The sequence below is a fragment of the Neoaquamicrobium sediminum genome (assembly GCF_013240295.1).
In the GTDB taxonomy this organism is placed as follows: Bacteria; Pseudomonadota; Alphaproteobacteria; order Rhizobiales; family Rhizobiaceae; genus Aerobium; species Aerobium sediminum.
Genome location: NZ_JABETK010000006.1, coordinates 154,306 through 181,110, shown reverse-complemented (window position 1 = coordinate 181,110; position 26,805 = coordinate 154,306). Strand labels below are relative to the sequence as shown.

Annotated in this window: 30 protein-coding genes and 3 pseudogenes; 17 read left to right on the top strand and 16 right to left on the bottom strand. The window is 63.6% G+C overall.

What is annotated here, in order from left to right:
• Positions 1-26: 26 nt before the first annotated feature.
• The 3 genes from HK436_RS29820 to HK436_RS29810 all read right to left on the bottom strand — a co-directional run bounded on the left by HK436_RS29820 (position 27) and on the right by HK436_RS29810 (position 2,734).
• The gene (locus tag HK436_RS29820) at positions 27-830 is read right to left on the bottom strand and encodes an amino acid ABC transporter ATP-binding protein (RefSeq protein WP_280515904.1); all 804 of its coding nucleotides are present in this window, start codon (positions 828-830) and stop codon (positions 27-29) included.
• A complete protein-coding gene (locus tag HK436_RS29815) occupies positions 827-1,765 on the bottom strand; it encodes an amino acid ABC transporter permease (RefSeq protein ID WP_173195174.1) in 939 nt (312 codons plus the stop codon). The genes HK436_RS29820 and HK436_RS29815 overlap by 4 nt, the downstream gene beginning before the upstream one ends.
• 87 nt (positions 1,766-1,852) lie before the next feature.
• The gene (locus tag HK436_RS29810) at positions 1,853-2,734 is read right to left on the bottom strand and encodes an ABC transporter substrate-binding protein (protein WP_244649552.1); all 882 of its coding nucleotides are present in this window, start codon (positions 2,732-2,734) and stop codon (positions 1,853-1,855) included.
• Between the two features lie 259 nt (positions 2,735-2,993).
• Here HK436_RS29810 and HK436_RS29805 point away from each other — a divergent pair, with 259 nt between their 5' ends.
• The gene (locus tag HK436_RS29805) at positions 2,994-3,998 is read left to right on the top strand and encodes a LysR family transcriptional regulator (protein WP_173195173.1); all 1,005 of its coding nucleotides are present in this window, start codon (positions 2,994-2,996) and stop codon (positions 3,996-3,998) included.
• A 622-nt stretch (positions 3,999-4,620) separates the two neighbouring features.
• Here the strand turns inward: HK436_RS29805 and HK436_RS29800 are convergent.
• On the bottom strand, positions 4,621-5,778 hold the full coding sequence (locus HK436_RS29800; RefSeq protein ID WP_173195172.1) for a site-specific integrase: 1,158 nt from the start codon (positions 5,776-5,778) through the stop codon (positions 4,621-4,623).
• A gap of 121 nt (positions 5,779-5,899) precedes the next feature.
• Between HK436_RS29800 and HK436_RS29795 the strand changes: the two genes are divergently transcribed.
• Together HK436_RS29795 and relB are read left to right on the top strand one after the other, a co-directional pair.
• Positions 5,900-6,259, top strand: coding sequence for a type II toxin-antitoxin system RelE/ParE family toxin (locus HK436_RS29795; RefSeq protein WP_173195171.1), 360 nt, complete (start codon positions 5,900-5,902; stop codon positions 6,257-6,259).
• Positions 6,249-6,572: a type II toxin-antitoxin system RelB family anti-toxin transcriptional regulator gene (gene relB, locus HK436_RS29790; protein WP_173195170.1), complete on the top strand. Its 324-nt coding sequence runs from the start codon at positions 6,249-6,251 to the stop codon at positions 6,570-6,572. Before HK436_RS29795 ends, relB begins: the two co-directional genes overlap by 11 nt.
• A 40-nt stretch (positions 6,573-6,612) precedes the next feature.
• Here the strand turns inward: relB and HK436_RS29785 are convergent.
• The 9 genes and pseudogenes from HK436_RS29785 to HK436_RS29760 form a co-directional block, all read right to left on the bottom strand.
• Positions 6,613-7,014, bottom strand: a pseudogene (locus tag HK436_RS29785) (DUF4158 domain-containing protein); the annotation flags it as partial.
• A 64-nt stretch (positions 7,015-7,078) separates the two neighbouring features.
• A pseudogene (locus HK436_RS29780) lies at positions 7,079-8,136 on the bottom strand (IS256 family transposase); the annotation flags it as partial.
• Positions 8,137-8,334: 198 nt separating this feature from the next.
• Positions 8,335-8,982 (bottom strand): phospholipase D-like domain-containing protein, encoded by a 648-nt coding sequence (locus tag HK436_RS33315; RefSeq protein ID WP_206680664.1) that lies wholly within the window; start codon positions 8,980-8,982, stop codon positions 8,335-8,337.
• A gap of 47 nt (positions 8,983-9,029) precedes the next feature.
• The gene (locus tag HK436_RS30865) at positions 9,030-9,299 is read right to left on the bottom strand and encodes a hypothetical protein (RefSeq protein ID WP_206680663.1); all 270 of its coding nucleotides are present in this window, start codon (positions 9,297-9,299) and stop codon (positions 9,030-9,032) included.
• Positions 9,296-9,589: a phospholipase D-like domain-containing protein gene (locus tag HK436_RS30860; RefSeq protein WP_206680662.1), complete on the bottom strand. Its 294-nt coding sequence runs from the start codon at positions 9,587-9,589 to the stop codon at positions 9,296-9,298. Before HK436_RS30860 ends, HK436_RS30865 begins: the two co-directional genes overlap by 4 nt.
• Positions 9,573-9,938: a hypothetical protein gene (locus HK436_RS30855; RefSeq protein ID WP_206680661.1), complete on the bottom strand. Its 366-nt coding sequence runs from the start codon at positions 9,936-9,938 to the stop codon at positions 9,573-9,575. The genes HK436_RS30860 and HK436_RS30855 overlap by 17 nt, the downstream gene beginning before the upstream one ends.
• A gap of 190 nt (positions 9,939-10,128) precedes the next feature.
• On the bottom strand, positions 10,129-10,425 hold the full coding sequence (locus HK436_RS29770; protein WP_173195169.1) for a hypothetical protein: 297 nt from the start codon (positions 10,423-10,425) through the stop codon (positions 10,129-10,131).
• Positions 10,426-10,676: 251 nt separating this feature from the next.
• The gene (locus HK436_RS29765; RefSeq protein WP_173195168.1) at positions 10,677-11,102 is read right to left on the bottom strand and encodes a type II toxin-antitoxin system VapC family toxin; all 426 of its coding nucleotides are present in this window, start codon (positions 11,100-11,102) and stop codon (positions 10,677-10,679) included.
• The gene (locus tag HK436_RS29760) at positions 11,099-11,350 is read right to left on the bottom strand and encodes a FitA-like ribbon-helix-helix domain-containing protein (protein WP_173195167.1); all 252 of its coding nucleotides are present in this window, start codon (positions 11,348-11,350) and stop codon (positions 11,099-11,101) included. Before HK436_RS29760 ends, HK436_RS29765 begins: the two co-directional genes overlap by 4 nt.
• Before the next feature lie 117 nt (positions 11,351-11,467).
• Between HK436_RS29760 and HK436_RS29755 the strand changes: the two genes are divergently transcribed.
• On the top strand, positions 11,468-11,740 hold the full coding sequence (locus HK436_RS29755; RefSeq protein WP_173195166.1) for a hypothetical protein: 273 nt from the start codon (positions 11,468-11,470) through the stop codon (positions 11,738-11,740).
• Positions 11,741-11,950: 210 nt separating this feature from the next.
• Complete coding sequence (locus tag HK436_RS29750) at positions 11,951-12,850, top strand: DUF3991 and TOPRIM domain-containing protein (protein WP_173195165.1); 900 nt, start codon at positions 11,951-11,953, stop codon at positions 12,848-12,850.
• Between the two features lie 56 nt (positions 12,851-12,906).
• Here HK436_RS29750 and HK436_RS29745 read toward each other — a convergent pair whose 3' ends face one another.
• The gene (locus HK436_RS29745) at positions 12,907-13,539 is read right to left on the bottom strand and encodes a hypothetical protein (RefSeq protein ID WP_173195164.1); all 633 of its coding nucleotides are present in this window, start codon (positions 13,537-13,539) and stop codon (positions 12,907-12,909) included.
• A 116-nt stretch (positions 13,540-13,655) separates the two neighbouring features.
• Here HK436_RS29745 and HK436_RS29740 point away from each other — a divergent pair, with 116 nt between their 5' ends.
• The 7 genes from HK436_RS29740 to HK436_RS29715 are packed head-to-tail and all read left to right on the top strand — an operon-like array spanning position 13,656 to position 17,383.
• Positions 13,656-14,126 carry a hypothetical protein gene (locus HK436_RS29740; protein ID WP_173195163.1) on the top strand — a complete coding sequence of 157 codons (471 nt, stop codon included), beginning with the start codon at positions 13,656-13,658 and terminating at the stop codon, positions 14,124-14,126.
• Complete coding sequence (locus tag HK436_RS29735) at positions 14,123-14,905, top strand: hypothetical protein (protein ID WP_173195162.1); 783 nt, start codon at positions 14,123-14,125, stop codon at positions 14,903-14,905. Before HK436_RS29740 ends, HK436_RS29735 begins: the two co-directional genes overlap by 4 nt.
• Positions 14,794-15,951, top strand: a complete 1,158-nt coding sequence (locus HK436_RS29730) for a PcfJ domain-containing protein (RefSeq protein ID WP_173195161.1) — start codon at positions 14,794-14,796, stop codon at positions 15,949-15,951. The genes HK436_RS29735 and HK436_RS29730 overlap by 112 nt, the downstream gene beginning before the upstream one ends.
• Before the next feature lie 51 nt (positions 15,952-16,002).
• Positions 16,003-16,353 carry a DUF6915 family protein gene (locus HK436_RS32150; RefSeq protein ID WP_244649550.1) on the top strand — a complete coding sequence of 117 codons (351 nt, stop codon included), beginning with the start codon at positions 16,003-16,005 and terminating at the stop codon, positions 16,351-16,353.
• A gap of 6 nt (positions 16,354-16,359) precedes the next feature.
• Positions 16,360-16,704, top strand: a complete 345-nt coding sequence (locus tag HK436_RS32145) for a DUF6915 family protein (protein ID WP_244649549.1) — start codon at positions 16,360-16,362, stop codon at positions 16,702-16,704.
• Positions 16,691-16,984 carry a DUF5983 family protein gene (locus tag HK436_RS29720; RefSeq protein ID WP_173195160.1) on the top strand — a complete coding sequence of 98 codons (294 nt, stop codon included), beginning with the start codon at positions 16,691-16,693 and terminating at the stop codon, positions 16,982-16,984. Before HK436_RS32145 ends, HK436_RS29720 begins: the two co-directional genes overlap by 14 nt.
• Before the next feature lie 42 nt (positions 16,985-17,026).
• Complete coding sequence (locus tag HK436_RS29715) at positions 17,027-17,383, top strand: iron chaperone (RefSeq protein ID WP_173195159.1); 357 nt, start codon at positions 17,027-17,029, stop codon at positions 17,381-17,383.
• Positions 17,384-17,437: 54 nt separating this feature from the next.
• On the opposite strand, the gene HK436_RS29710 is transcribed toward HK436_RS29715, so the two are convergent.
• Positions 17,438-17,974, bottom strand: a complete 537-nt coding sequence (locus HK436_RS29710) for a GNAT family N-acetyltransferase (protein ID WP_173195158.1) — start codon at positions 17,972-17,974, stop codon at positions 17,438-17,440.
• The gene (locus HK436_RS29705) at positions 17,971-18,249 is read right to left on the bottom strand and encodes a type II toxin-antitoxin system TacA family antitoxin (protein ID WP_173195157.1); all 279 of its coding nucleotides are present in this window, start codon (positions 18,247-18,249) and stop codon (positions 17,971-17,973) included. Before HK436_RS29705 ends, HK436_RS29710 begins: the two co-directional genes overlap by 4 nt.
• Before the next feature lie 174 nt (positions 18,250-18,423).
• On the opposite strand from HK436_RS29705, the gene HK436_RS29700 reads away from it, so the two are divergent.
• The 5 genes and pseudogenes from HK436_RS29700 (at position 18,424) to HK436_RS29680 (ending at position 26,682) form a co-directional block, all read left to right on the top strand.
• Positions 18,424-18,678 carry a hypothetical protein gene (locus HK436_RS29700; protein WP_173195156.1) on the top strand — a complete coding sequence of 85 codons (255 nt, stop codon included), beginning with the start codon at positions 18,424-18,426 and terminating at the stop codon, positions 18,676-18,678.
• Between the two features lie 68 nt (positions 18,679-18,746).
• Positions 18,747-20,279 (top strand): adenine nucleotide alpha hydrolase family protein, encoded by a 1,533-nt coding sequence (locus tag HK436_RS29695; protein WP_206680660.1) that lies wholly within the window; start codon positions 18,747-18,749, stop codon positions 20,277-20,279.
• Positions 20,280-20,485: 206 nt separating this feature from the next.
• The gene (locus HK436_RS29690) at positions 20,486-21,091 is read left to right on the top strand and encodes a DUF1419 domain-containing protein (protein ID WP_173195155.1); all 606 of its coding nucleotides are present in this window, start codon (positions 20,486-20,488) and stop codon (positions 21,089-21,091) included.
• A gap of 10 nt (positions 21,092-21,101) precedes the next feature.
• Positions 21,102-21,499 (top strand): annotated as a pseudogene (locus tag HK436_RS29685) (DUF3085 domain-containing protein).
• An 86-nt stretch (positions 21,500-21,585) separates the two neighbouring features.
• On the top strand, positions 21,586-26,682 hold the full coding sequence (locus HK436_RS29680; protein WP_173195154.1) for a helicase-like domain-containing protein: 5,097 nt from the start codon (positions 21,586-21,588) through the stop codon (positions 26,680-26,682).
• Positions 26,683-26,805: the final 123 nt, after the last annotated feature.

Genomic DNA, 26,805 nt, shown 5'->3' with positions numbered 1-26,805 from the left:
CGGGCAGGGCTGTTCGGATCTCGATGTCACAGCACGCGCGCCAGGAATTCTTTGGTCCGGCGCGACTGCGGGCTTGCAATCATCTCGCGCGGACTACCGCGTTCCACCACCACGCCTTCATCCATGAAAATCAACTGGTCAGCCACCTCACGCGCGAAGCCGATCTCATGAGTCACGACGACCATCGTCATCCCGCTTTGCGCGAGATCCTTCATAACCGTCAGCACCTCTCCAACGAGCTCCGGATCGAGCGCTGACGTCGGCTCGTCAAAGAGAAGCACCTTGGGCTTCATTGCGAGGGCGCGGGCTATTGCAACGCGCTGCTGTTGTCCGCCCGAAAGGCTCCTGGGATAGGCATCGTGCTTCTGTGCCAGTCCCACCCGCTCGAGAAGCGTCATGGCGCGCTCTCGTGCGGCAGCAGGCCGCTCACCGCGGACCCGAACCGGAGCCTCGATCAGGTTTCCCATGACGGTCATGTGGGGGAAGAGGTTGAATTGCTGGAAAACCATGCCGATCTCGGCACGCCGCGCGCAAATCGCTGCTGGAGGCAGTTCGTAGAGCTTGTTGCCGTTCAGCCGATAGCCGACGAAGTCGCCATCGACGAGAAGCACACCGCCGTTGATCTCTTCCAGATGGTTTATGCAGCGCAGGAATGTGCTCTTGCCTGATCCGGATGGGCCGATAATACAGGCGACGTTTCCCTCAGGCACTTCGAGGTCGACGCCTTTGAGTACCTCGAAGTGTCCGTAGGATTTTCGGATACCGGCGGCGAAGACCATCGCGTTTTCAGGCGCGCCGAACCGGGCATTGTGTGACGTGCGCGAAGTCATGCGACCGCAGCCCTCTGGCGAAAGGAGAAGATCCGGCGAAGTATCCCGCGCGAGCGGCCGCGTCCCGTCTTCCGGTCGTCTTTGGAAAAGTACCGCTCGAGGTGGTACTGGCCGAATGACATGACGGATACGGTGATCAGATACCAGATGGTGACGACAATGAGCAGCGGAAGCGTCTCAAAAGTACGCGCGTAGATTGCTTGCGCAGAGTAGAGAAGATCGCCCACCGCGATAATGCTCACGAGGGAGGTCGTCTTAAGCAGATTGATTGCCTCGTTCCCGGTTGGGGGAATGATCAGCCGCATTGCCTGAGGTAATACGATCCGTCTAATCGACAGGGCGGGCCGCATCCCAAGTGAGAGAGCGGCTTCCGTCTGACCGCGAACCACAGAATTGAGCCCGCTCCTTACGATCTCCGCCATGTAGCCCGCTTCGTGAAGCGACAGCGCCACAATTGCGGCCGTCATGGGGGTCATTACATCGTTCGTCTGAACGGAAAAAATCGTGCCTACGCCCGGAAGCCACAAAGTGATCGTCTTGAAGACGATCGAAAGATTATACCAGAGGATAAGCTGCACCAGCGCCGGCGCGCCGCGAAACAGCCAGACAAACACCCTCGCCGGAACAGAGAGCAACCGGCTTGGGGATAGCATCATCAGAGCAGCGATAGTTCCGATGATCACCGCTATGATCATTACAGCAACGGTCAGCGTGATCGTCGTGGCCAGTCCGCGCAATATGATTGGATTCAGCATGTAATGGCCGACGATCGGCCACTGGAATTCCTTGTTGGTGAACACCGAATAGAGAATTGCAGCGACCGATATGACGACCATTGTGATAGCCGCGATCCGAAATGGGTGCCTGAGCGGCACAACGACCAGCGCCGTCGTATCGGTGGCATTCGCGGGTGCCTTGTAAGCGCTGTCGGCCATGTGCGATTCCAAGCAGCTAGACGGCGGGTACACCCGTGCCCCGAAGCCGGGAGAGTGTACCCGCTGGGTCAATCAAACTGGGAGAGTTTACTGACCCGTGATCTGAGACGGATCGGTGATGATGATCGACTTGTCGGTCGCCGATGTGCTCATGTTATACTTGTCGACGATACCCTTGTAGGTGCCGTCGTCCATGAGTTGCTGCAGCGTCGCGCGCATCATTTCGGCAGTCTCCTTGTCACCTTTGGCGACCGCGAGTCCGAGAGGCGTCGGGAAATAGGACCCGGGAACGACAACAAACTTGCCCTTGCTCTCGGTTTCAAGATAACCTGCGGCGGTGGAATCATCGAAGCGGCCGATAGCCCGCCCGGTCGACACGGCCTGAATCGTGTCCTGCTGCTCGGGATAGATCGATTTTTCGATCTTTGCTTTCCCGGCGGCTTCGCATTCCGCGCTCAGCTTGTCGGCAGCGAAATCGGCAATCGAGCCTGTCTGAACGGCGATGGATGCCCCACACAGATCGTCCTTCGATTTGAAGCGACCAGCGTTCTCCGCAGTTGTCATCAACACCGTGGCGGAACTCAGAAACGTGACGAAATCGACCTGCTTCAACCGCTCTTCTGTTACAGAAAACGTGGACCATGCAATCGACACGCGTCCTGAAGCCAGGGCGGTAATCTGCGACGAGAACGGGATGGTGGTGATATCCAGTTCGACGCCGAGGGCCTTTGCACTTGCCTCGGCCAACTCGATATCAAGCCCGGCCGGCTTCCCTGCCGTGTCGACGAACTCGAACGGCGCATAGGCAAGCCCATTTGCGATCGAGAGCTTACCGGTGTCGCGCACGCTCTGGGTCTTTGGCAGGTCGCCGGCGAAAGTCGGTGCCGTCAGGGCGACTGCGGAAGACATCACGGCAGCAAAGCTGACGAAAGTGAGTTTCATGGAGTTCCCCTTTTTGAGTACTTGCAACCGGGGCAATTGTGACTATTTGCGTGTATTAGGCAAATCGATTTTTGTCATACTAAAAATGAAGGTGTTTCATGCGGCCCTCGGGTTTCTTGGGACCAGCTGGAACTGGGCGCTGGAGTGTCTTGCGTCTGGTTCACACCGATGCGACAAGCCGATTTCGGCGCGTTTCGCATATCGTTAACGGATAATCGCAGCCCTACCGGCCCAACCTAGTGACAATTTCATCCGCATGATGCAGAGTAATATTGTGTGCGAGAACATGAGCGAGTTTTGTGGCGCCGGCATGAACGTCGATAACGTTGACTTAAATTTGCTACGCGTGTTCGACGTGCTCATGCGTGAGACAAGCGTGACAAAGGCTGCCGTACGCCTCGGAAAAACGCAGTCGGCGATCAGTCACTCGCTGAGCAAACTAAGGCACCTCTTCAAGGACGAACTCTTCTCGCGCGATGGCGGCTTGATGCGCCCAACCCCGCGAGCCATAGAACTGGCGAGTGATATCGCCGGCGCCCTGTCGACGATCCGCGCCACCATTGACCGTCATCAGACATTCGATCCACTGGAAACGAGACGTAACTTTCGAATAGGTCTGACCGATTATCACTCGATCGCCTTTATCCAGGGCATGATACAGGAGTTTGCGAAACGGGCGCCCAAAGCTACGCTCAACGTTATTCCCATCAGCGCATCGGAAGTACACACACTGATCCACAGCCGGCATCTCGACTGTGCACTGATTGGTACGTCGGTCAGCGACGGGCCAAACCTGCTGCGCATCGAATTGGGTCAGGACAGACTCCTTTGCGCGGTCTGGAGCGGGAGCAAGCTCGCGAGAGAGCCTATTTCCCTCGATGCATACCTGGCCGCCAAACATATTCAGATCTCCGCCGACGGGCACTCTGAAGGGCTGGCAGATCTTGCCCTGAGAGAGCGCGGGCTTAGCCGGACGGTCACAGCGACGATCTCGAACTATCTTGTTATCCCTTGGGTGTTGCGCGGAACCGAGTTCATCACTCATTGTGGCGATGGGTTGCTGCCGTTGCTCGATGAGAAAAGCGGCGTCACTTTGGTTATGCCACCGCTTCCGTTACCGAACGTGCGCGTGTCTCTGATACTTCACCAGCAATTGGTCGCAGATCCAACGGTAAATTGGCTACGTGAGCAGATCACAAATATCTACAGCCGGTGGGAGATCGAAAAGAAGGACATGCTGTTCAAAAGTAACTTTATGAAATGGCATTCAGCCCCATACGCCACGGAATAGTTGGCGTTTAGCAGGGCTGGCGTAGAATAAGGTTCGTGCAGTACGCAAGTTGATTACCGGACGAAACGCTCGTAGGTGTCCTGGAGTTAATTGAAATCTTCCGGCACGAACCGCGGCGGCGCATCGTAGATTTCATTTCCCCCGACAACGGGGACAAGGATGTTATCCGAGCCGACATCCCGCGAAAATCGATGTAGCGAGTCGACCTGATATGAGGTCGCTCCGGCGCCGTAACTCGAGTTTGCTTCTGTGCACCACATCCCGGTCCCCGACCTGAAGGCCTTCGCCGCCGCATTCTCTGCTCGGTCCGGCGAGCGCTATCCGCTCGCCGCGTGATGGCCGACCACGATGGCCGGCGCAAGTTCGAATGGCGGCGGCCTTTCGGCATAGCCGTCCGCGTGATCGACCAGCTTCGAGAGAATGCACAATGCTCTACGTGCTTTTCCGGAGCAGGTTCCAAAACCATGGAGCGGTTAGAAAAGCTGGACCCGGAGCTTCTCGACCGGGCCGTGGCGCCACTGATGACACCGTGCTGGCTGTGCTCAATGAAGTGCTGTCGCAGGCCAAGTCGACCTTACCCCTTGTCATCGACGATCGAACGCGGTGAGGAGAAAGCGTTTACCTATAATCCCGATGCTTTCGTGAGATTTACGCGAAACCGATCGCGCCGGCGTTGGTATTTCCGCGTCATTTCTGCGGAGGCATGTCCGAGCTGCTTTTGCACATACCGTTCGTCGACTTCGGCAGAAGAGGCGAGGCCAGACCGCAACGAGTGTCCGGCAAATAGCTTGCCACGCAGGCCCTCCGGCAGATCACCACGTACGCCGGCGGCGAGCGCCGTCCGCTTCACGAGACGCGCGACCTCCTGGTCGTTAAGCCGCTCCGATCCGACTGACTTGCCCTCGCCCGTCACACGGCGGAACAGAGGGCCGTGGATGATCCGCGCGAACTTCAGCCAGGTCTGGAGTGCCACGACAGGGCAGGTTGCATCGGATGAGCCGCGTCCGACCTCCACCTCGCGCCAGCCGGTCTTGCCGCGCAACGTCACCAGCATGCCCTTGTCCAGGATTTCGACCCAGCCGGACGAATCCTCGGTTTGGTCGCGGCCGACGTCGAGACCGACGATCTCCGAACGGCGCAGGCCGCCGGCGAAGCCGAGCAGCAGCATTGCGCGGTCGCGCAGGCCGCGCAGGGTGCCGCGGTCGAGCGTTTCCAGCATGGCGATCAGGTCTTCCGGCAACACCGCTTCCTTCTGCCGGGGCGGCGCGGCGTGCTTGTTCCGGATGCCGGCCATGACGGTGGCGATATGCCGGTCCTTGCGATCGAGTGGCTGGCCGCGCTGTGCAAAATTCCAGGAAAGAGACGAAAGGCGGCGCTCGATCGTCGAGACGGAACTCGGCCTTTTGTCTCCAGTCGCTTTTCCGGACGCACAGGCGGTGATGTAGAGCCCCACCACCTGCGGGTCTGGTGGCAACATTTCTACCCCTTGCCGTCGGCACCAACTGGCGAAGTGACGCCAATCGGAAGCGTAGGCGCGGCGCGTGTTCGCCGAACTAGCTGCTTCGACATAGTCCCGGGCACGGCCGGCCAGGTCTACAAGATGGCCGGGCAAACGCGCGCCCCCGCGAGAGTCAGTGTCGGGTAGGGCAGGGGAGGGGGCTTTCCTCTCACTCCTCGGCATTGCCTCGTCAGGCGCGGGCACGGCCTCGTCAGGCGTAGGCATGCCCATGGCGCGAACCAACTCAACGATGTCGGGGAGGTCTTCTTCAGTCCCGTCCATGGCAATTTCTTTGCGTTCGCGCGATTCACCGACGCCTATGATATTCGTTCGGGGAGACATGTCTATTGGAGCGACTGGCCCGCGCCCTTGATTACCCTAGCACCAAGTGCTATGTTTTGGCATGCCTGATCGCGTATTCAAAACGGCCTGGTTCGCCAAGGCGGCGCGGAAGGCACGGCTTCCAGACGCCGCGCTTCTGCGAGCGGCGAGGGAGGCGGCGCAGGGCAAGGCTGACGATCTAGGTGGAGGCGTTTTCAAGAAGCGGCTCGGCGACAATCGGTTTCGATCGATCCTGCTCACCAGGAGCGGCGAGTTCTGGGTTTACGTCTATCTGTTCGCCAAGCAGGACCGCGCGAACATCGATGAGGACGAATTGCGCGCATTCCGCGAGCTGGCAGCGCTCTATAGGCGCAAATCCGCGGTCGATATCGATGCGGAACTGAATGCCGGGGCGTTGATGGAGATTGGTGATGGCCACTAAAGGAAAATTCAAGAGCGATGCCTTCGAGGCGATCCACAGCGCGGTACAGGGCATGGTGCGTGCCGGCACGGTCGACAAGCAGACCTTGCGCTCCTTTGACGAGGCCTGCCTGTCACGGCCGACGACATTTGACGCCAAGAAGATCAAGGCGCTGCGTGAGCGCAATCACGTCAGCCAGCCGGTGTTCGCGCGCCATTTGAACACATCGGAATCGACGGTTCAGAAATGGGAGACCGGCGCGAAGCGGCCGAGCGGAATGGCGCTGAAGCTGCTGACGGTGGTCGAAAAGCACGGCCTCGACGTCCTCAGATAATAACGACCGATAATGCAATTACCATTCGTTATCGCTCTTCGACAAGCGCGGCGGATATCGAAACACCGGCATCGGTTGTTGACGCTGTCTCAATTGCAGTGAGCAAGGCGGCCCGCCGATCCTCGGCGGTTGCGTTTCGCTTTTGCAGATAGCCCTGAAGATGCGAAATGTGATTGCTACGGGTTTCTTCGCGACGCGCATGCAACCTGAATGCCACCGAGCTGACGCCTACCTGCTCGGCGACATAGTCAAGCATGGCCTTTGGCGGAACCTCGTTGGCCAATAGCTGGCGGCCAGGATAGCGCATCAAGCAGAGTTGGACCGCGAAACCGAGTCGATTGTGTTCTCGCCGGCGAAGCTGAATTTCCAAGAGGTCGGGCAGAGTAAGAGTATAGTAGCGAACCAGACTGTCTTCGTCGACCGGAATGTCGAGCAATGTCATTCGCTCGTGTTGGTAGCGTCCGTCAACGTGGTGTAATTTCGGGTGTGGTTCCGGGCCGTCATGATCAGGCGGCTCTCGGTGTAATCTGAATCGTCTTTTCCTCCTCGATTACTGGTGTGTTGAGGTCTGCCATGGCCTCGACCTGCATGTATCGGTGCTGGAGCTGCCACTCGTCATTGGCTTCGAGCAGGACGGCCCCGATCAGACGCACGATGCTATCCTCGTTCGGGAAGATGCCGACAACATCGGCCCGGCGCTTCACTTCCTTGTTCAGCCGTTCCAGCGGATTCGTGCTGTGCAACTTCGTTCGGTGCTGAGCGGGGAACGCCATGTAGGCGAGCACGTCGGCTTCGGCGTCGTCCATGAAGGTTCCCAGCTTCGGCCATCTGGCGCGCAGCTGATCGGCGACATGGCGCCAGGTCTGCACGGCGCTGTCGTGGTCGGGCTGGATGAAGGCCTGCCGGATCGCGGCCGCGACCATGGTGTGCTGGCCCTTGGCCACGTAGGCGAGCGCGTTGCCCATGGCGTGAACACGGCACCGTTGCCATGTCGCGCCGAGCACGCGGGTGATGGCGGCCTTCAGCCCCTCATGGGCGTCGGAGACGACCAGCTTCACGCCGGTGAGACCGCGGCGCACCAGATCGCGCAGGAAGCTCGTCCAGAATGGCTCGGCTTCGGACGGGCCGATGTGCAGGCCGACGATCTCGCGCTTTCCATCCGTGTTGACGGCGACCGCGATTATCGCCGCCACCGAGACGATGCGCCCGCCCTCGCGCACCTTCAGGTAGGTGGCGTCGAGCCACAGATAGGGCCAGTCGCCGGCAAGGGGGCGCTTGAGGAAGGCATTCACCCGCTCGTCGATATCCTTGCACAGCTTCGACACCGACGACTTCGAGATGCCGGTCATACCCATCCCTGCACCAGTTCATCGACCTTGCGCGTCGACACGCCGTTAATCCACGCTTCCTGGATGACGGCCACCAGCGCCTTCTCCACCGTCTTGCGCGGCTCCAGGAAGCCGGGAAAGTAGGCCCCGGAGCGCATCTTCGGGATCTTCAGGTTCAGCGTGCCAAGCCGCGTGTCGAGAGTGCGATCGCGATAGCCGTTGCGCCAGGTCTGGCGACCATCGCCATCCTGCATGCCGAAACCGCGCAATATGCCGGATCCATACGGGCATCTCGATGAGATCAGGGTGAAGACGCGGGATTTCCGCTAGGGCATCCGTTCGAGGCGGGGACCATCACGACACTCCCGCAAAGAAGGTCCTGCGTCGGGATTGGTTACGCGATCCAAAATAGCTTCTCCACCACTCACCGGTGCTCAGGTGCTTGAGCGGCGGATGGGCGTCGCCCGCCGCGCGGCAAATTCCCTGAACGCATGGTGGGTGTAAAGGCGCATGAACTCACCGAGATAAATGTCCGCAACCCGCCTGTCTCCACGGATGACAAGCATGTTCTCATCGTTCGAATCCGTCGACTTCTTGGAAAAGTTGGCCGAGCCGCCAATGACGATCGGGTCATCGGAAAGCGGATCGAGGACCATAAACTTGTTGTGGACGTACCGGACGTTCGAATTGAGGCCGGTCAGCTTCTCGGCGAGCCAGGCGTCGAATCTGTTGGTCCGCAGATGTGAGCCGATGGCAAACAAGTTCTCATCCATGAGGCGAAGCTGCCTGATCGCTTCGAGCTCTGCCTCCCGTTCGGGTCCCGCCTTCATCGGGCGCGTTGGCTTCTCCATGAGTGCGAAACGCAGGGGCGCGCGACCTTCACGGAACACGCGCTTGAACACGTCGCCCATGCCGAAGGCGAATGTCATGAAGACGGCCTCGTTAGCGTCCTTCGCCAGATCGGCATACCAATCCAGTATGTCCAATGGCTTTCGCGGCGAGAAGATTGCACTTGTCGCCCCATCGGGACGGCCGGTGGGCGTTGGCGTGAGCTTCATCACCTCAGGGTGAAGCTTGGCCACGGTCGGATCCGCCGCCAGCAGATCCCAATAGCGCGCATATTTGCGCGCTAGATCCTCGTTCCCGAAAACGGCATCACCGACATTGGACTGGCCAAAGATCCCGCCGGCCGAGAAATTCGCACCCCCGTCAAAACGGCATCTGGCGTATCGCCCTCGAAGCGGATGATGAACTTGTTATGGCTGATGGCGGACTTGGCCGAAGACCGCTCGATGCAGTGCGCTGCGATACCCGCCTCCACGGCCGCCTTGCGGTTCTCGTCGCGCGGGAAGACAATGCCAGTTTCCTTGTCCGGCTTGTTCTTGGCGTCGTAGATCACCTTGAGATCGACCCCCGATCAATCGCCGCCTTCAGCACCTTGAGGAATGGCAGGTAGCGGAACTCATAGGCACAGACGCGCAGTTTGTCGCCTGCTCCCGCTTCTTCGACGAAGGAAACCATGCCTTCATAGAGACCCCTCGAAAGCCATTCCCATTTGGGGTCATCGGGGTCGCTTTCGTCGGGACGAACATTGCCGAAGCGGCGCGCGAACTCCTGGCTCGCGGCAACACCACGGTTGAAGTAGACGTGGTTGAGGCCGCCCTCCGGTGCCTCAGTGGTGACGGTCACCGCCGTCTCGGCGACGATCTCGAGATCGTCGGGAGGACCCCTTCAAGGCCGCAACCCTGAACGTGTAGCTGCGTCCCGGCTTTGCCGAGTAGTCCGACCACATGAAGGTCTGAAACGGATGCCGGCGGCTCGAGTGAAGGCTGCCCCACGGCACGCCAGGATCGGTAGCCTCGAAGGTCTTCATCCCGCGCAGCCAGATGGCATCGTCCTCCTCGTGATCTGTTCGGTGGATGGCAAACCCGGCCAGGCCGCCGCACTCGGCTTCCGGCAAACTCCACCCCAAAAGAACGACGTACGTACCGGCTATCGCCTGTACCGTCAGGTGGCCAGAAGTCTCCTGAATACGCATCGACGTTCCCCCGAACCTCGCGCCGCGACAGTCTACCTCAATGATACATGATGTCTTTGCATCACAACATAAGCGTGACAGTTGGCTTTCTTCGGACCACGTCAATCGACTGAGAAGATTATGTCGTCTCCGGCCAGAAACATCCGTAGCAGCGGACATGCGGTGACAACTAGAGACGGGAGCGACCTGATTAACCGTCTGCCCGCAGGGAAACACGGCGACCAACCGACCGCGCTCGAGTTGCGACGGCAGCCGTGACGGGATCGCTCAAGTCGGGCTCGACGACGTGCATCTCGTCAGACGTCACGACCGAAAACCGGGGTCCGCCCGCCTTCGCGATGGCCGTCCTCAGCCGTGCGACGAAGGCTTCCTGCTCTTCCGGCGTCGAAAACGCCACGGGGTGGATCGGCCGCTGCATATCGTCGACCTCGACAAAGGCGCGATAAGTGCCAAACCGTGCATAGTCTTGCCAGCGCAGCGAACGCACGCGGGTAACGGGATAGGTGTCGCCCGCGGCAGCCTGATCGTGCCGGCGCGAAAATCGACGTGAACGCCGGACTGCCGGAACCCGTCGGATGCGATGACTGGCCTCTCGGCATGAGCCCGGAGCACCCGGACCAGCCATCTGCTGCCGACCACAGCAACGCAAATCCCGACGAGCCAGACCCACCACGGCTGGCTCATGTAAACCGCAACGATGTCGTTCCACGAAAAGCTCATCGTCATGCTTCCCAACGTTCAGCCTTCATAGGACCAGGGATCGACGATGCTCAGCCCGATCCCGCTAAAGTCCGCGATGTTGCGCGTGGCAATAGCTGCGCCGCGCGACAATGCGATCCCTGCGATCTGTGCATCGAACTGGCTGATCGGACGCCCGCTATGCCGGCGCTCGACAGCGATCGTGGCGTAGGCGTCCGCGGCATCGCGGTCGAAGAGGAGCACGCGGCCGGCGAAATCCTCAAAGAAGATCGGCTCGATCGCGGCCAGAAGGTTCCGCCTGCGCTTTCCATCGGGGAGCAGGCGGACGCCAGAGAGGATTTCCGCCTCGGTGACGCTGGTCGTGAACAAAGACGCCGGCGGCTGGTCTGCCACCCAGGATTCGACCGCATGGTTCGGCCTTGGCGTCAGAAGCTCGAAAATGACGTTGGTGTCGAGGACGATCATTGCCCGAGATCGACCGGCTCGCGGATCGGCTCGCGAGGCGGCAGCTCCAGCTCGACGCCGCCGACCTTTGTCATCCGGTTGCGAATCCGCGTCGCAAGGTTGCCCTGCTGGGGGCGCGGCTCGGCCGACAGCGCCGCGCGAAGGATTTCGCGAGCCTCATCCTCCATGGACCGGCCGCGCGACGCAGCGCGCGTGCGCAGGCGCTTCTTGAGCTGCTCATCGAGATTTCGGATCGTCATGCTTGCCATTGTGGGCCTCGCACATCAATGATTGCATATTAAGCATTGATTGCATCATGTTCAAGGTGGTAAACCGGCCGTTTGACCCAGTCGTGGGGCATTCCGTGCGGGAGAAGGATAAACGCGATGCTGAAAAGCGTCCTGCACTGGATCGAAAAGCGAAAAGCCCAGCGCCGGCAGCGCCAGGCCGATGCGCAGCTTCTGATCATGGCTGAGGAGGCTAACGCATATTACGAGGCGCAACGGCGGGCGACACGTGCCCGTGTCGATGGCGATCGGCAGGAATTCTTCCGATGGGCGAGTGTGGCTGCCGAAATCGCGCGCATCTCCCCGCACGCCGAAATGGACATGGATGTCCTCAAGCGCATCGTCGACGCGGAGGAGCGGCGTCGGGATTGATCGGGCGGAGGGTGCCGCTTGCGCGCTACGGCCGACAAGGGAGGCTGCGCCGCGGCCCTCTCCCGGCAAACCCGGCAAACCCGGCAACAATGCCGGGTTGCGGGGCCGCGCCCTTGTCTGCCTTGCTCTTCGCGGCCTTGCGGTTTCTGCCCCCTAACGGAAGGGGGAGCGTGAAACCGAAGGAAGGGCGCCCGAGGGGCGCCGACGAAGATGGAACGAGCAGAACTGGAAGAGCTGAGAGGAAAGGTGTCCTGCGCCGCCGCGCTGGAGGAGCGCGGCTTTGCGCTCGACCGCAAGGAAAGCACACGCCGGGCGCGAAAATATCGCCGGAACGGCGAGATCATCATCGTCATCCATGATGGGCTCGGCTGGTTCGATCCCCTGTCCGAGGCCAAGGGCGACGTCTTCCGGCTGGTCGAACGTCTTGCGGGCGTGCCCTTTGTCGAGGCTCTCGGTCACGTCGCCGGTCTCGTCGGATATGAGCCTGCCGAACCGGCATGGAACCGGGAGGAACGCTCCCGCAAGCCGGATCGCTCCGTCCCCGAGCGCTGGCAGGCCCGCCGCAAGCCGTGGCGCGGATCGGCCACCTGGCGCTATCTGCGCGATACCCGTCGCCTACCCGAACGCATCATCCGGGCAGCGGTCTCGGCCGGCGTTCTGCGCGAGGGACCGTATGGCAGCATGTGGGCGGCCCATACCGATGCCGATGCGGCCATATGCGGGTGGGAGGAGCGCGGTCCCGAATGGCGCGGATTCGCGACCGGGGGCGCCAAGGTGCTGTTCCGGCTCGGTCCCGCGGACGCACTGCGGCTGTGCGTGACCGAGGCCGCGATCGACGCCATGAGCCTTGCCGCCCTCGAGAACCTGCGGCCCGACACGCTCTATCTCAGCACGGGCGGCGGCTGGTCGCCGGCAACGGCCGCGGCGATCTCGATGCTGTTCGCCCGTCCGGGCGCCCGCTTGGTCGCAGCCACCGACGCCAATGCGCAGGGCGAGACCTACGCCGCCCGGCTGCTGGCGCTCAAGGGCGGACCGAGCTCAAGTGCCGAGCGCCTGCGCCCCTCGTGGGATGACTGGAACGTGGTGCTCAAGGACACCCCGCACCAATGACGCCCGCTATGGCGAGGTGCGTGGCAGCAGGCGCACGAGCCCGACCTTGTGCGTGGTCATCTCCATGCGCAGCGGGCGCCGATCCGGCTTTCGCTTTCGCGCCGCAGCGCCTCGACATCGACGCCATGGGCCTCGGGCGCGTAGATCTCGAGCACGATCTCCCCGGACCGTTCGTCCGCATAGGTTCTCTGGAGGCCAGGGAAGGTCCCGCGAAGCCATTCCAGGTTATCGGCGTGACGCTTTTCGAGGTCTTCGCGCGCGTGCATCTGCCCGGCGATGAACGCGACGGTGAGCGGCTCGCCGCACACCGTCAGATGGCGGTCGGTCTCCCGCTCGTCGCCGACGAGGCGCACCACCAGCCGGCTCGCCTCGCCCTCCCGCTGATCCCAGAACAGCCCAGCCAGCCGATCCGCATAGGTTTCGCGCAGTTCGCGCACGATCGCGTCGCCGCCGAACTGGACGCGCAGGCGCCTCGCCATTTCCCGAGTGTCCGCATCGAGGATTGGCGTCGAGCAATCGAACGGGGGATCGACCCGGTCCGGGGAGTCCTGGGCGGTTGCGCTGGGCGTTGCGGCGGCGAGAAAGCCGAATGCGAGGAACGTCCTCAATCTCTTGGAGCGAGCACAGCCGATGGGTGCGGCCAAATTGGGGAGGGAGAGGGGAAAGGAGGAAACGGTCAACTGCCGCATGCCCGCCGTCCGCGTCAAGGGTGAAGCTTCGCCCGGCTGACGCCGGCCCTTGACCCGGCCGGACGGCGAGGCGGCCGCCCGGAGGTGTTTTCAACACCAATGGGAAGGACCTGAAAATGGACCACAACCAGCGATTGGGTGCGATCCTGCGCGCCCTCGACATCATCGAAATCGAATACACGCTCAATGGCAGCGGGGATTCGGGCGAAACCGACCTCGAACGCGTCCAGTACCGGGGAGGCCGCCCCGAGACCTCGACACTGCCGGATATCCCGATCTTCATCACCGATGGCGGCGCTATCCTGTCGCTTCCGAACCTGCTGCACCGCATCGTCGCGGACGCCCCGGACGGCGACTGGGTCAACAACGAGGGCGGATACGGCACGGTCTATGTGCGCCCGTTCGAGGACGAGGGAGACCCCTTCGTCGAATGCAACATGACGTATCGCGAGGACGGGGACTACGGCGACGGCGACGGCGACGACTACGACGATGAAGACGAGTTCGTCGACGACGGGCTGAGCGAAGCCGAGACCCGGATCGACGTGGCGGTCCCGCTGATCGTGGTCGGCGAGGTGGCGTCATGAGCGCGCGAAGCTGGACCCGGCTCAAGGCCGATGCGGCCGCAAACCTCACCGCCGCGTGCCCCGGACTCAAGAAACAGTCCCAGATCCTCGGCGCCCTCTCGACCGTTACCGCCTTCAAGGACGTTGACGTCACGATCCGGACGATCGCAGACCGCCTCGACCCCGAACTGCGCATATCGCCCAGCGTCGCCGGCGACGGGCTTGCGCAAGAGCTCGTCGACATGATCGCCCAGGCGGCGACGGACAATGCGTCCACGGCGGACGCCTTGTTCGCGCCCGCTTTCGGAGACTGGATCGAGGATCGGGGCTTCTCCGACATGTGCATCGCGCTCCTTTCGGGCGGTGCCGACTGGCAGACGCTCAAAGCCGCCGGGAGCATCGTGGCGCGCGCGGTGAGGGACGTCTCCGGGCGTTCGCTGGAGCTGGGGCGGGATCATCTCCAGGACATCCTGACCCGCGACCTGCCCCCGGCGCTGTTTCTCCAACGCGGTCTCAACAAGGTCGCGGCATGGCTCCTCGCGCCAGAGGCGAGCGGGCAAGCCGATCGACCCGAGATCCTCAAGCGCCGCATGCAGGCCATGACGCTCTATGGCGCGGTGTCCGGCACGCTGCGCGACGATGACGTAACCAGGGTCATCGACGCAGGCCTCCCCTCGCGCCCGTCCTTATGGACAGGCTCGGGCTCAGTGCCTCCGAGCTCCGTTCGCTGCGCGGCAGCCGCACCCTTCGGCACACGATCGAAGCCCAGGCCGACTTCCATGTCGCGGTCGAGGAGCTGAAGGTCCACGAAGTGCCGCTCAACGAATGGCCGGGCGGCGGGCAACCCGATCAGCCGCGGGCCTGGCAGACCTCGGCCTGGACGACGGGCTCACGGCAGCACTTCGTGCGCCCGGACTACCTCGAGCCCCACAAGGAAGCCGTCAACGACGCGATCAACGCCCTGCGTCAGGATCTGCTGCGTCCCCTGGTCACCGAGCGCATTCGTATTGGAGGCTACCAGCAATCCTACGCGGCCGGGAACTTCGCCCGCAGCGTCGAGCTCGACAGGTCAGGGGCGACCGCGCCCGCACGCCGCCGGCTGATCGGCGCGCTGCGCACGGCCATCGTCGGCAAGCGCAAGGCGAAGGCGCTTCATGCCGCCGTCGCGTTGTGGCACCGGCGCGTCGCCTCGCTGTCGGCCTTGCGCCACGAGCGCACAGCCGAACGCCCCGGCTGGCCGGCGCTGTGCAGTCCGTGGCGGTCGGCCTGCGGCCGCTTCGAGATCGTCGTGCTGGCCTCGGCCGCGGACCTCGTTGAGGAGGGCCGCATGCTCGATCACTGCGTCGGCGGCTACTATGACATCTGCAGGCGCGGCGATACCCAGATCCTGTCGTTGCGTCAGGATGGCAAGCGGGTTGCGACGGTCGAACTGAAGCTGCGCCCCGATCTCGATGCCCTCGTCTTCGAGGTCGGCCAGTTCAAGGGCTGGCGTAATTCGGCCGCGGGTGTCCATCTCCACGATCCGCTGCGCGCGTTCCTCAATTACGTCCGCACCGGTAACCACCCGGTCAACGCCCTCGCGCTGGCGCGCTATCGCAAGGCGATGCGTGATGTGTGGGACGGCGCATCGAGCAGCACGCCACTCTCGCTCAACCATGCACGGGAGGTCTTTCCCTTCTACCTCCCATTGCTTCCGCGCGGCACACCTGTGAGCCTCGATGCGTGGAGCGAGGCGACGGGCCTGGTCGCGGCAATCGACGCGGCACTGGCACATCTCGAAGCGTCGGGCGAGGCGAAGGGAATGGCCACGGCGATCGATGCGGCCCTCGCCATCCTACGGGCCTAGCGCCATCCGGCCTCAATCGTTCCAACCCTCATCTAGCAAAGGAGAGCAACGATGCATCCCTACGATCACGCGCGCTCGTCGGCGCGCACCCATGGCGGCGCATGGCAGGACTATTTTGCCCTGCACGCCTGGTTCGACCACACCAAATCACTTCTGTGCCGCTTCACGCACCGCGCGCTGCGCCACCACCGAGAAGGCGTGGCCGAAGCGGTCTTCGTCTTCGGCGCTGCGATCCGCAACCAGGACGGCATGGAGATCGACACTGTTGAACTCGGCCGCCAGCATCTCCTGGAAGATTGTCCCCGCATCGTTTGCGCGGCCGACTGGATGGCCGGCTTCGAGCCCCGGAATGGCTTCCTGTCTCGACCCCGGAAGCGGACGACCTCGCCGGGGCGAGCGTGATGCGGTTTGGGGGACAAACACCATTTCCTGCCGCTGCACCGCTGGTTCCTCGCGACGGCGTCGTGGTCCGCAGGACCAGAGTACCTTGCCTTTCGTCACCACGCGTTCGGCGTGTTCGAGGCCGAGGCGCGCTTCGGCCCGGTCATCGCGCTGGGGGACGGCAAGGCGATCCCGACCCGTGTCGTCGCCGAGCGCCACGTTCAGGAGGTTCTTGGCCGCATCCCGCCGGCCACCGAATTTCTCCGCCGCATCAAGGGCGAGCGCTGGATGCTGCAGGCGACCTCGCCCCGCCGGCTCGGGCTCGACGGCTCGCTGGCCGATAGCAGGGAGACCGCCAATGTCCTCGCTTGAAGTCCGAACCTTCGTCGTCATCGGAACGGCGCATGTGACCGAGGCGAGTGCGAAGTTGCTCGACACGGTGCCGTCTTCGCAATGGCCGTGCGTTGGCGGCCGCTATGGCGACTATGGCTGGTTCCTCCATGCCCATGAGGAAAACTGCGGGACCGGAAAGGACAGGATCCCCGACGACATTTTTGCCGTCATGACCTGGGCACGCCAGCAGGGCTTTGAATACGTGCTTGTCGACTGCGACGCCGACAGCGTCGACGGACTGCCCTCCTACGACTGGTAGAGCAGGGTGGCAGCCTTGCACCCCATTTGGCATACTGTCGGCATGACGAAGAAGGATAGCCACGACGCCTATATAGCCGCCGCCCCGGAGCAGTTTCGCCCCTTCTTGAGCCGACTGCGCGCACAGCTATCGCGGGCACTGCCGGACGCCGCAGAAGTCATGAAGTACGACATGCCCGGATTTCAGATCGAAGACACGATCATCGTGGGCTATGCCGCGTTCAGCAAACAATGCGGCCTGTATGTCGACCCGGGTGCGATTGCTGACCATGCACACGAGATCGCTTCCTTGAAGCTAAAGGCGACGAAGACAGGGGTTACGTTCTCGGTAAGCAAGCCTATCCCTGCGGAACTGGTCGAGAAGCTGGCTATCAGTTCGCGCATCAAGAAGGGATTTTAGCGGCCGCCCTGGGAGACCGAAACGCGCTTCAAACCGCCGCAAACCCGGAGCGGGTCATACAATAGGCTTTCCCGCCTGCTCGAGGGCGGCGGCGAACACGGAATAGGGCAGCACCAGGGACAGCGGCGCCCTGGGGATCGGAACAGCACCGTAGGTCCTGTACCACTCTGCCGCGCGTTCGTCCTTGGCGTCGATGAACAGCAGGGTGCCACCCACCTCCACGGAGACGCGGATGCAGCGGCGGGCCGCCGCGATCAGCAATTCGCCGCCAAGGCCTTTGCCCTGACAGCTTTTGCGCACCGCCAGCCTGCCGAGGCGGAACCCGCCGATCGCGTGCCGTCCCGCGCCCGCCGGGCGCGCCGATCCGGGCACGGCGTCGAAATCGATCTGGGCGGGACTGAGCGTGTAGTAGCCCAGGATCGTCTTCTTGTCGGCGCTGTCGAGCGCGACATAGGTCTTCGACGCGCCACTTTCGTGCGCCTGCCGTGCGTGGCGCATCAGGAAATCGTTGAGATTGGCCTCACCGCAATCGAAACCCTTGCGGTCGTGGACTTTCGCGATCGGCGCCTCGTGCCAGTCCGGAACCGTCATTTACGGGCGGCGAGTGAACGCGCCGCGCCACGGAGCTTCGCATTGGGCTCCGGCGGATTGTCGAGCAACTCGAGCATGAACCGCGTCTGCTCGTCGTCGAGACTGATCCTCTCGGCCCGCTCGATGACGGTCTCGGCGGCCTGAAGCGCGTTGCGCAGCACGAACTCCTTGAGGCTCGTGCGCTCGAGCGCGGCCGCGCGCATCAACCGCGCCTTGTCGGCAGGCGGGATCTGCATGGGGAAGCGGCTGGTGTTCTCGGTGGCTGTCCTGGGCATGGGTCCGGTCCTTCGTCGCGGACAATATAGCGATTCCACCATCAATCCTCAAGGTAGGTTCATTGAAAGCACAAAGAGACGGCGGCGAGGGGGACAGCGATCTGCCGCGTGCCCGCCGGCCGCCCCAGGGGTGTTTTCAACACCCGATGGAAGGGCAGAGCGAGGTAAAGAGACATGGTCAAGAAAGCTCCAGAGTTCGCCGTCGGCGACCGGATCGCCTATGCGGCGGCATTCCTGCGATCGACGGGCCAGCATTCGGGCAAGGCGCCGTTCATGCGCGCGACGGTCACGAGTGTCGGGCCGCCAGTCTCCAGCAGCGCGGGTGCGATCATCACGTTCCGCACCGATGACGGCACCGAAAGCGGGGGCCTCGCCTGCAATTTCACACTGGTCTCCCGCATCGCCGTCGACGCCGCGCGCCGCAGCTGACCACCCGAAATCCTGTTTCGCCGTCCCGCGCACGCGTGCGCGGCGGCTTGCCTATGGAGAACCGACACATGTCCTATCAGGAGCTCGACACCGTTCCCGCCTATGAAATCGCCCGCTGGGAAAACGACAAGGTCGCCAATGCGCCCGGCGCCGTCAAATGGGCGCGCACCGATGGCCTTCAACCCCCGGCGATCGGCTCGACAATCATCGTCCTGATCAACGATTGCGGCCCGGCCATCGTCACCGGCTACTTCATCGAACATGGCTGGCTGGGCCTTCGCTGCCGGCTGACCGATCCCCGGACTGGCATGTGCGCCAGAACGAGGGCGATCCGAACGGCCATGTGTTCGGTCCGGAGTTTCGTCTCCCGCCAGAGCCGTAACGCGGCCGATCGGCCAGATGAACGCGGTCAGCAGCCCGCCGGACCTCGCGGCGATCCACCATCCAGCAACCCGGCATCACGCCGGGTTTTTCGTATCCCGCGAAAGGCGAGCCGTCATGCCCGACCCATTGGCGTCCGCCGCCGCCAAGGCCTCGGTTTTGGCGGGGGCGAGATGCTTCTTCCGGATCATCAGCGCCGTCTGTTGCGCGCGGCCCTGTCGGGCCGCCTTCTCGCAGCCTGCTTCGGCGCCGGCGTCGACTCGACCGCAATGCTGGTAGCGCTCAAGCTCGCCGGCCTGCGTCCCGACATCATCACCTTCGCCAATCTCGAGGCCGAGAAGCCGCCAACCCTTCTCCATGTCGCGCGCATGAACGACGTCCTAGCGCAATGGGATTGGGAGCCGATCACCGTAGTGCGCAAGCAGACGCTGCCGGGCACGGGCTATTCCGACCTCTATGGCAACTGCATGGTCAACGAGACGCTGCCGTCGCTCGCCTTCGGTATGAAAAGTTGCTCCATAAAATGGAAGCAGAAGCCCCAGGACCAGATCATCAAGGGGTGCAAATCCGGCCCCAACGCCTCCGACCCCCACCCGATCTGGCTCGAGGCCCAGGCGCGCGGCCAGCGCATCGTCAAGCTGATCGGATACGATTGCGGTCGCGCCGATCTGCGCCGCTCGCGCAACCTGCCCTTGGCCGATGCCGATTTCGACTTTTCCTATCCGCTCCAGATCCTCGGCTGGGACCGCGGCCAATGCATCCATGTCATCAGCGAAACCCTCGGGCCGGACATGGTTCCCATAAAGTCGGCGTGCTTTTTCTGCCCGGCCTCCAAGATCTGGGAGCTCTTCTGGCTCGCGGCCCACTATCCCGAGCTCCTCGAACGCGCCCTGTTGCTCGAGCGCAACGCGCTGACCGGCCGGCATAGCCGTTTCACCGAACTTGAGTTCGGCGCGTCCTGGGAGGAGCTCGTGCGTTCCCACGATCGCTTCCCCTCGACCTCGACCACGGTCGGGCTTGGACGCAGCTTTGCCTGGAACCAGTGGGCAAGGACGAACAACGTGGTCGACGACGACTTCCGGGTCAGGCGAGGCGCGGACGATCGCGCCCGCTTCATTTCGCTCTCCGATCTCCACCGTCGCGAGGACAATGCGCTGGATATCCGCCGCCGCCCGGACAATAACGCGGCGCCCGGCGCGCCGCTCGCTCGCGCCGAATGAGGAGAGACTAGAAAAGGGGAGGAGGGAAGGCGCGTGCCGCATACCCGCCGGCCGCGTCAAGGGTGAAGCTTCGCCCGGCTACCGCCGGCCCTTGACCCGCCCGGACGGAGAGGCGGCCCCGGGGTGGGGTCACGAAGGGCTGAAGACGGTGGTGATCCGCAAGGGATGAGCCGCGCTCCGGCCCGCCAGGCCAAAGGAGCCCGCCCATGACCCCGACCCCTCCCATCCGCAAGATCCATCAGGGCATCGCCGATCGACGGCAGATGTTCCGACTGTTCGACCGCCACGCCCAGCGTCCCGATCGCGGCGCTGCCGACGGCGCGGCGCTCTATGCCGGCGAGTGGTTCGAGATCGCACGGCCCGAACACGACTACATGCTCGATATCCTGCCTCCGCTGTGGATGCGCGGAGAGATGTTCGCCATGCGCGAATTCCTCACCGGCTTGGTCACCAGCGTCTTCTATACGCTCAGGATCGACGGCAGGCCGCGCTACTTCCACGCCTATTGCGATCTCGCGCAGGACCGTTCTCCGGTCGAGATGCGCGACGCCATCGTCGAGCGCGAGTCCTGGCCGGTGCGGGCCATGACTCGCGAGGAGCGCCTCGAGCATATCTGGAGCGCCACCCATGACGAATATCGTGGCTATGCCGGCGAGCGCTGGCTTCCCGAATATCGCGGGCAGCGCACCATCCTGGTTTACGGCCGGCGCGGCGGCACGACGCTCAAGCTTCTCGCCGAACTGACCGATGACGAGATCGCGGCCAAGCTCCCGGTCCACCTGCGGCACCTGCCCGACCGGCAAGCGGCGTGAGGCGAAAGCGATGTTCACCTTTCCCATACCGGGCGTGCGCAAGGTCATCGCACGCGGCATCGCCGACGCAGCCGCCAATGGCGGCTTCCGCAATCCCTATTACGGCACCCGCCCCGGCGAGGGCGAGCGCCCCGGCCTCTGGCTGGTCGGGGACGAGGGCGTCTATCTCTGTTCCAACGGCAAGCTCGCCGAAGGCGCCCGCCCGCTCGTCCTTTATTCCGAGCAGTGCCACCCGGTCGGCAATCCCGACTGGTGGGACTACAAGCGCCGCCATTTCGGGGTGACGACGGCGTCGAGTTCATCGAGGCCGAGCGGCTGATCCCCGATTTCGACCGCAACTTCGGCGCCACCCATCTCAACATCATGCTGACCGAGGACACGATCACGCTCTCGCTGATCACCCGGTAGCGCCTCATCCCCATAGACGCCTCTCGCGCGGCCGCCCGCCCCGGCAGCCGCGCGAAAGCGCGTGCCTGCACCAGAGGAGAAATCCCATGTCCCATGAAGATCCATTCACCATCGACCTTTTCGGCAACACCGCCCTGTCCTCGGGCCTCGGCCTCGGCGTCACCGCATTCGGCAATGTCGTCGATGACGACCCCGACGATGACCCCGATCCTTGTACCCCGGCGCCCGCCATGCCGATCCCCGGCGCGCCGCCGCCGCCTGCCGCCAGCGCTCTCAAGCGCGGAGCGAACTTCTTTCTTCCCGCCGCCCGCAAGCTCGCGAAGGGCTGGAAGGAGCGCGCCCGCGACAACATCGCGGCGATCCGGCTCGCCGCCGATATCGAGGCCGCCAGCCGGCCGGCGACCCGCGACGAGCAGGAGCGGCTGATCCGATTCATCGGGTTCGGCGCATCCGAGCTCGCCAATGGCGTCTTCCGACGCCCGGGCGAGATCGACTTCCGTCCGGGCTGGGACGAGATCGGGTCCGACCTCGAGGATATCGTTGGCGAGGCCGACTATGCCTCGCTCGCCCGCTGCACGCAGTACGCCCATTTCACGCCCGAGCCGGTCATTCGCGCGATCTGGTCGGGCCTCGAAAGGCTCGGATGGCGCGGCGGCCGTATCCTCGAACCGGGGATCGGCACAGGCCTCTTCGCGGCGCTGATGCCGGAGGCCCTGCGCGACGTGTCCCATGTCACCGGCATCGAGCTCGACCCGGTCACGGCGCGCATCGCCAGGCTGTTGCAGCCGCGGGCACGGATCGTCACCGGGGATTTTGCGCGCACCGAATTGCCGCCGAGCTTCGACCTCGCGGTCGGCAATCCGCCGTTCTCGGACCGCACCGTGCGCTCGGATCGGGCCTATCGCGCGGTCGGGCTGCGCCTGCACGACTATTTTCTAGCGCGCTCCATCGATCTCCTGAAACCCGGCGCGTTCGCCGCCTTCGTCACCAGCACGGGCACGATGGACAAGGCGGATGGCACGGCGCGCGAGCATATCGCCAAATCCGCCGACCTCCTCGCGGCCATCCGCCTTCCGCAAGGCAGCTTCCGCGCCGATGCCGGCACCGACGTCGTTGTCGACATCCTGTTCTTCCGCAAACGCAAGGTGGCCGAACCCGAAGGCGACCTCTCCTGGCTCGACATCGAGGAGGTGCTGCCGGCGGCCGAGGACGAGGGCGCGATCCGCGTCAATAGCTGGTTCGCCCGGCATCCGGATTTCGTGCTCGGCACGCACGCGCTGACCTCGGGACCGTTCGGCGAGACCTATACCTGCCTCCCGCGCGCGGGCGAGACGCTCGACGCCGCGCTGACGGCCGCCATCGCCCACCTCCCCGAAGGACGCTATGACGGCGAGCCGACCGTGATCGATCCCGATCTCGACGATGACGCTGAGACCGCGCTCGCCGACCTGCCGCCCGACCGGCATGTGCGCGAGGGCAGCTTCTTTTTCGACAAGGCGCTCGGCCTGATGCAGGTGATCGACGGTGAATCCGTCAAGATCAACGTCCGCAAGGGCCGCAGCGCCGAGGGGATATCGGAGAAGCACGTCCGGATCGTCACCAAGCTGATTCCGGTCCGCGACGCCGTGCGCGCGGTGCTCAAAGCCCAGGAGCTCGACCAGCCCTGGAAGGAGCTTCAGGTCAAGCTCCGCATCGCCTGGTCGAGCTTTGTCCGCGATTTCGGCCCGATCAACCACACCACGGTCTCGCTCACCGAGGATCCGGAGACCGGCGAGGTGCGCGAGAGCCATCGGCGCCCCAATCTCCAGCCCTTCCTCGACGATCCCGATTGCTGGCTTGTGGCCTCGATCGAGGACTACGACCTCGAGACCGATACCGCCAGACCCGGACCTGTCTTCACCGAGCGCGTCATCTCGCCGCCTGCGCCACCCGTGATCACGAGCGCCGCCGACGCGCTCGCCGTGGTGCTCAACGAACGCGGCCGCGTCGATCTCGACCATATCGCCGAGCTGCTGCATCGCGACCCGGCCGATGTCGTCGCCGAGCTCGGCAGCGCCATCTTCCGCGACCCCGCCGACGGTTCCTGGCAGATGGCCGACGCCTATCTCTCCGGCCATGTCCGCGACAAGCTGAAGGCTGCCGAAGCGGCCGCTGCGCTCGATCCCGAATACGAGCGCAACGTCGCGGCCCTCGCGGCGGTGCAGCCCGTCGACCTTAAGCCCTCGGACATTACCGCCCGTCTCGGCGCCCCCTGGATTCCCGCTGCCGATGTCGTCGCCTTCGTCAAGGAGACGATGGCGGCGGCCATCAAGATCCACCACATGCCCGAGCTCGCCTCATGGACGGTGGACGCCCGCCAGCTCGGCACTTCGGCCGCCGGCACCTCAGAATGGGGGATCAAGCGCCGCCACGCCGGCGAGCTGCTCGCCGATGCGCTCAACAGCCGCGTGCCGCAGATCTTCGATACGATCAAGGAGGGCACCACCGAAAGGCGGGTGCTCAATGTCGTCGATACCGAGGCCGCCAAGGAGAAGCTGTTCAAGATCAAGGAGGCGTTCGGGCGCTGGATCTGGTCCGACCCCGATCGCACCGACCGGCTCGCAAGAGTCTATAATGACAGGTTCAATAATATCGCCCCACGAGCCTTCGACGGTTCGCATCTGAAGCTTCCAGGCGCCTCGGGCGCCTTTTCTCTTTATGGGCACCAGCTTCGCGGCATCTGGCGCATCATCGCAGCTGGCTCGACCTACCTCGCTCACGCGGTCGGCGCCGGCAAGACGATGACGTTCTCGGCCGCCATCATGGAGCAGCGCCGCCTCGGGCTGGTCAACAAGGCGATGCTGACCGTCCCCGGTCACTGCCTCGCCCAGGTCGCCCGCGAGTTCCTGGCGCTCTATCCGATGGCGCGCATTCTCGTTGCCGACGAGACGAACTTCACCAAAGACAAGCGCGCCCGCTTCCTCTCGCGCGCGGCGACGGCGAACTGGGATGCGATCATCATCACCCATTCGGCCTTCAGGTTCATCGGCGTGCCATCCGCCTTCGAGCAGCAGATGATCCACGACGAGCTAGAACTCTACGAAAAGCTCCTGCTCGAGGTCGATGAGGAGGACCGCGTCTCGCGCAAGCGCCTCGAACGCCTCAAGGAGGGGCTCGAGGAACGGCTGCAGGCGCTCTCGACCCGCAAGGACGACCTCCTGACCATCGCCGAGATCGGCATCGACCAGATCATCGTCGACGAGGCCCAGGAGTTCCGCAAGCTCTCGTTCGCCACCAACATGTCGACGCTCAAGGGGATCGATCCGAACGGCTCGCAGCGCGCCTGGGACCTCTATGTGAAATCCCGCTTCATCGAGACGAAGAACCCGGGCCGGGCGCTCATCCTCGCCTCGGGCACGCCCATCACCAACACGCTCGGCGAAATGTTCACCGTCCAGCGGCTGATGGATCACGCAGCCCTCATGGAACGCGGTCTGCACGAGTTCGACGCCTGGGCGTCGACCTTCGGCGACACCACGACGGAACTCGAACTTCAGCCCTCGGGCAAGTACAAGCCGGTCTCGCGCTTTGCGAGCTTCGTGAACGTCCCCGAGCTCATCGCGATGTTCCGCAGCTTTGCGGACGTCGTGATGCCCGAAGACTTGCGGCAGTATGTGAAGGTGCCGGCGATCTCGACCGGACGGCGCCAGATCGTAACCTCCAGGCCGACCGAGGCCTTCAGGCACTACCAGATGGTGCTCGATGCCCGCATCAAGGCCATCGAGGAACGCGACCGGCCGCCCGCGCCGGGCGACGACATCCTGCTTTCGGTCATTACCGATGGAAGGCACGCCGCCATCGACCTGCGTCTGGTCGATCCCGCCAATGACAATGAGCCGGACAACAAGCTCAATACCCTCGTCGCCTATGCCTTCCGCATCTGGAAGGAGACGGCGGGCAACGCCTATCTGCGCGCTGACGGCAAGCCCTACGAGCTGCCCGGCGCCGCGCAGATGATCTTTTCCGATCTCGGCACGATCAACGTCGAAAAGACCCGGGGCTTCTCCGCCTATCGCTGGATCCGCGACGAACTGGTCCGGCGCGGCGTTCCTCCGTCCGAGATCGCCTTCATCCAGGATTACAAGAAGACAGAGGCCAAGCAACGCCTGTTCGGCGACGTGCGCGCGGGCAGGGTGCGGTTCCTCCTTGGATCCTCGGAGACGATGGGCACCGGCGTCAACGCCCAGCTGCGCCTCAAGGCGCTCCATCATCTCGACGTGCCCTGGCTGCCCAGCCAGATCGAGCAGCGCGAGGGCCGCATCGTGCGCCAGGGCAACCAGCACGACGAGGTCGATATCTACGCCTATGCCACGGAAGGTTCGCTCGATGCGACCATGTGGCAGAACAACGAGCGCAAGGCCCGCTTCATTGCCGCCGCGCTGTCCGGGGACACCTCGATCCGGAGGCTCGAAGACCTCGGTGAGGGGCAGGCCAACCAGTTCGCGATGGCCAAGGCGATCGCGTCGGGCGACCAGCGCCTGATGCAGAAGGCGGGGCTCGAAGCCGACATCGCACGGCTCGAACGGCTGCGCGCCGCTCACATCGACGATCGGCACGCCGTCCGGCGGCAGATCCGCGATGCCGAACGCGATATCGAATATTCGACCCGGCGCATCGCCGATATCGGGCAGGACATCGAGCGCCTGGTTCCGACCGCAGGCGAGGCCTTCGCCATGACCGTCGCGGACGCGACGTTCGCGGAACGCAAGGACGCGGGCAGGGCGCTCATGAAGGAGATCCTGACGCTGATACAGCGCCGGCATGAGGGCGAAACCGTCATCGCGACCATCGGCGGGTTCGAGCTCGAATATGACGGCAAGCGTTTCGGGCAGGACGGCTATCGCTATACGACCGCCCTCTTGCGCACCGGCGCCGACGACGAGATAGAGCTTCACGTGACGGTCACCCCGCTCGGCGCGGTCTCCCGCATCGAGCACGCGCTCGACGATTTCGAGGGCGAGCGCGAGCGCTGTCGCCAGCGCCTCGCCGATGCGCGCCGCAGGCTTTCATCCTACCAGGCCCGCGATGACGGCAGCGAGTTCGCCTTCGCAGGCGACCTTGCCGATAAGCGCCGGCAGCTTGCCGCGATCGAGAACGCGTTGGCGCTCGACGTTGAGGGCAGGGCGGAGCCGATCGCAGCCTAATCCCGCCGGTCGAGCCAGCCGCGCCATTGCGCGTGGCTGGCTCATCTCATGTCGCAACCGCATGCCCGAGCACCTGGATGGAAGGGAGGAAAGGAGACGGGAGAGGTTTGCTCGCAGATCGGA

Coding starts and splice junctions, on each gene's coding strand:
- HK436_RS29760 (WP_173195167.1), bottom strand. CDS start 11,350: ATGGCAAGCATGACGATCCGAAATCTCGATGAGCAGCTCAAGAAGCGC.
- HK436_RS32150 (WP_244649550.1), top strand. CDS start 16,003: ATGCATCCCTACGATCACGCGCGCTCGTCGGCGCGCACCCATGGCGGC.
- HK436_RS29680 (WP_173195154.1), top strand. CDS start 21,586: ATGTCCCATGAAGATCCATTCACCATCGACCTTTTCGGCAACACCGCC.
- HK436_RS29740 (WP_173195163.1), top strand. CDS start 13,656: ATGGACCACAACCAGCGATTGGGTGCGATCCTGCGCGCCCTCGACATC.
- HK436_RS29695 (WP_206680660.1), top strand. CDS start 18,747: ATGTCCTATCAGGAGCTCGACACCGTTCCCGCCTATGAAATCGCCCGC.
- HK436_RS29805 (WP_173195173.1), top strand. CDS start 2,994: ATGAGCGAGTTTTGTGGCGCCGGCATGAACGTCGATAACGTTGACTTA.
- HK436_RS29705 (WP_173195157.1), bottom strand. CDS start 18,249: ATGCCCAGGACAGCCACCGAGAACACCAGCCGCTTCCCCATGCAGATC.
- HK436_RS29710 (WP_173195158.1), bottom strand. CDS start 17,974: ATGACGGTTCCGGACTGGCACGAGGCGCCGATCGCGAAAGTCCACGAC.
- HK436_RS29715 (WP_173195159.1), top strand. CDS start 17,027: ATGACGAAGAAGGATAGCCACGACGCCTATATAGCCGCCGCCCCGGAG.
- HK436_RS29795 (WP_173195171.1), top strand. CDS start 5,900: ATGCCTGATCGCGTATTCAAAACGGCCTGGTTCGCCAAGGCGGCGCGG.
- HK436_RS29745 (WP_173195164.1), bottom strand. CDS start 13,539: ATGCGGCAGTTGACCGTTTCCTCCTTTCCCCTCTCCCTCCCCAATTTG.
- HK436_RS29815 (WP_173195174.1), bottom strand. CDS start 1,765: ATGGCCGACAGCGCTTACAAGGCACCCGCGAATGCCACCGATACGACG.
- HK436_RS29765 (WP_173195168.1), bottom strand. CDS start 11,102: ATGATCGTCCTCGACACCAACGTCATTTTCGAGCTTCTGACGCCAAGG.
- HK436_RS29750 (WP_173195165.1), top strand. CDS start 11,951: ATGGAACGAGCAGAACTGGAAGAGCTGAGAGGAAAGGTGTCCTGCGCC.
- HK436_RS29720 (WP_173195160.1), top strand. CDS start 16,691: ATGTCCTCGCTTGAAGTCCGAACCTTCGTCGTCATCGGAACGGCGCAT.
- HK436_RS29800 (WP_173195172.1), bottom strand. CDS start 5,778: ATGGACGGGACTGAAGAAGACCTCCCCGACATCGTTGAGTTGGTTCGC.
- relB (WP_173195170.1), top strand. CDS start 6,249: ATGGCCACTAAAGGAAAATTCAAGAGCGATGCCTTCGAGGCGATCCAC.
- HK436_RS29820 (WP_280515904.1), bottom strand. CDS start 830: ATGACTTCGCGCACGTCACACAATGCCCGGTTCGGCGCGCCTGAAAAC.
- HK436_RS30855 (WP_206680661.1), bottom strand. CDS start 9,938: ATGCGTATTCAGGAGACTTCTGGCCACCTGACGGTACAGGCGATAGCC.
- HK436_RS29730 (WP_173195161.1), top strand. CDS start 14,794: ATGGACAGGCTCGGGCTCAGTGCCTCCGAGCTCCGTTCGCTGCGCGGC.
- HK436_RS29690 (WP_173195155.1), top strand. CDS start 20,486: ATGACCCCGACCCCTCCCATCCGCAAGATCCATCAGGGCATCGCCGAT.
- HK436_RS29755 (WP_173195166.1), top strand. CDS start 11,468: ATGCTGAAAAGCGTCCTGCACTGGATCGAAAAGCGAAAAGCCCAGCGC.
- HK436_RS29735 (WP_173195162.1), top strand. CDS start 14,123: ATGAGCGCGCGAAGCTGGACCCGGCTCAAGGCCGATGCGGCCGCAAAC.
- HK436_RS29700 (WP_173195156.1), top strand. CDS start 18,424: ATGGTCAAGAAAGCTCCAGAGTTCGCCGTCGGCGACCGGATCGCCTAT.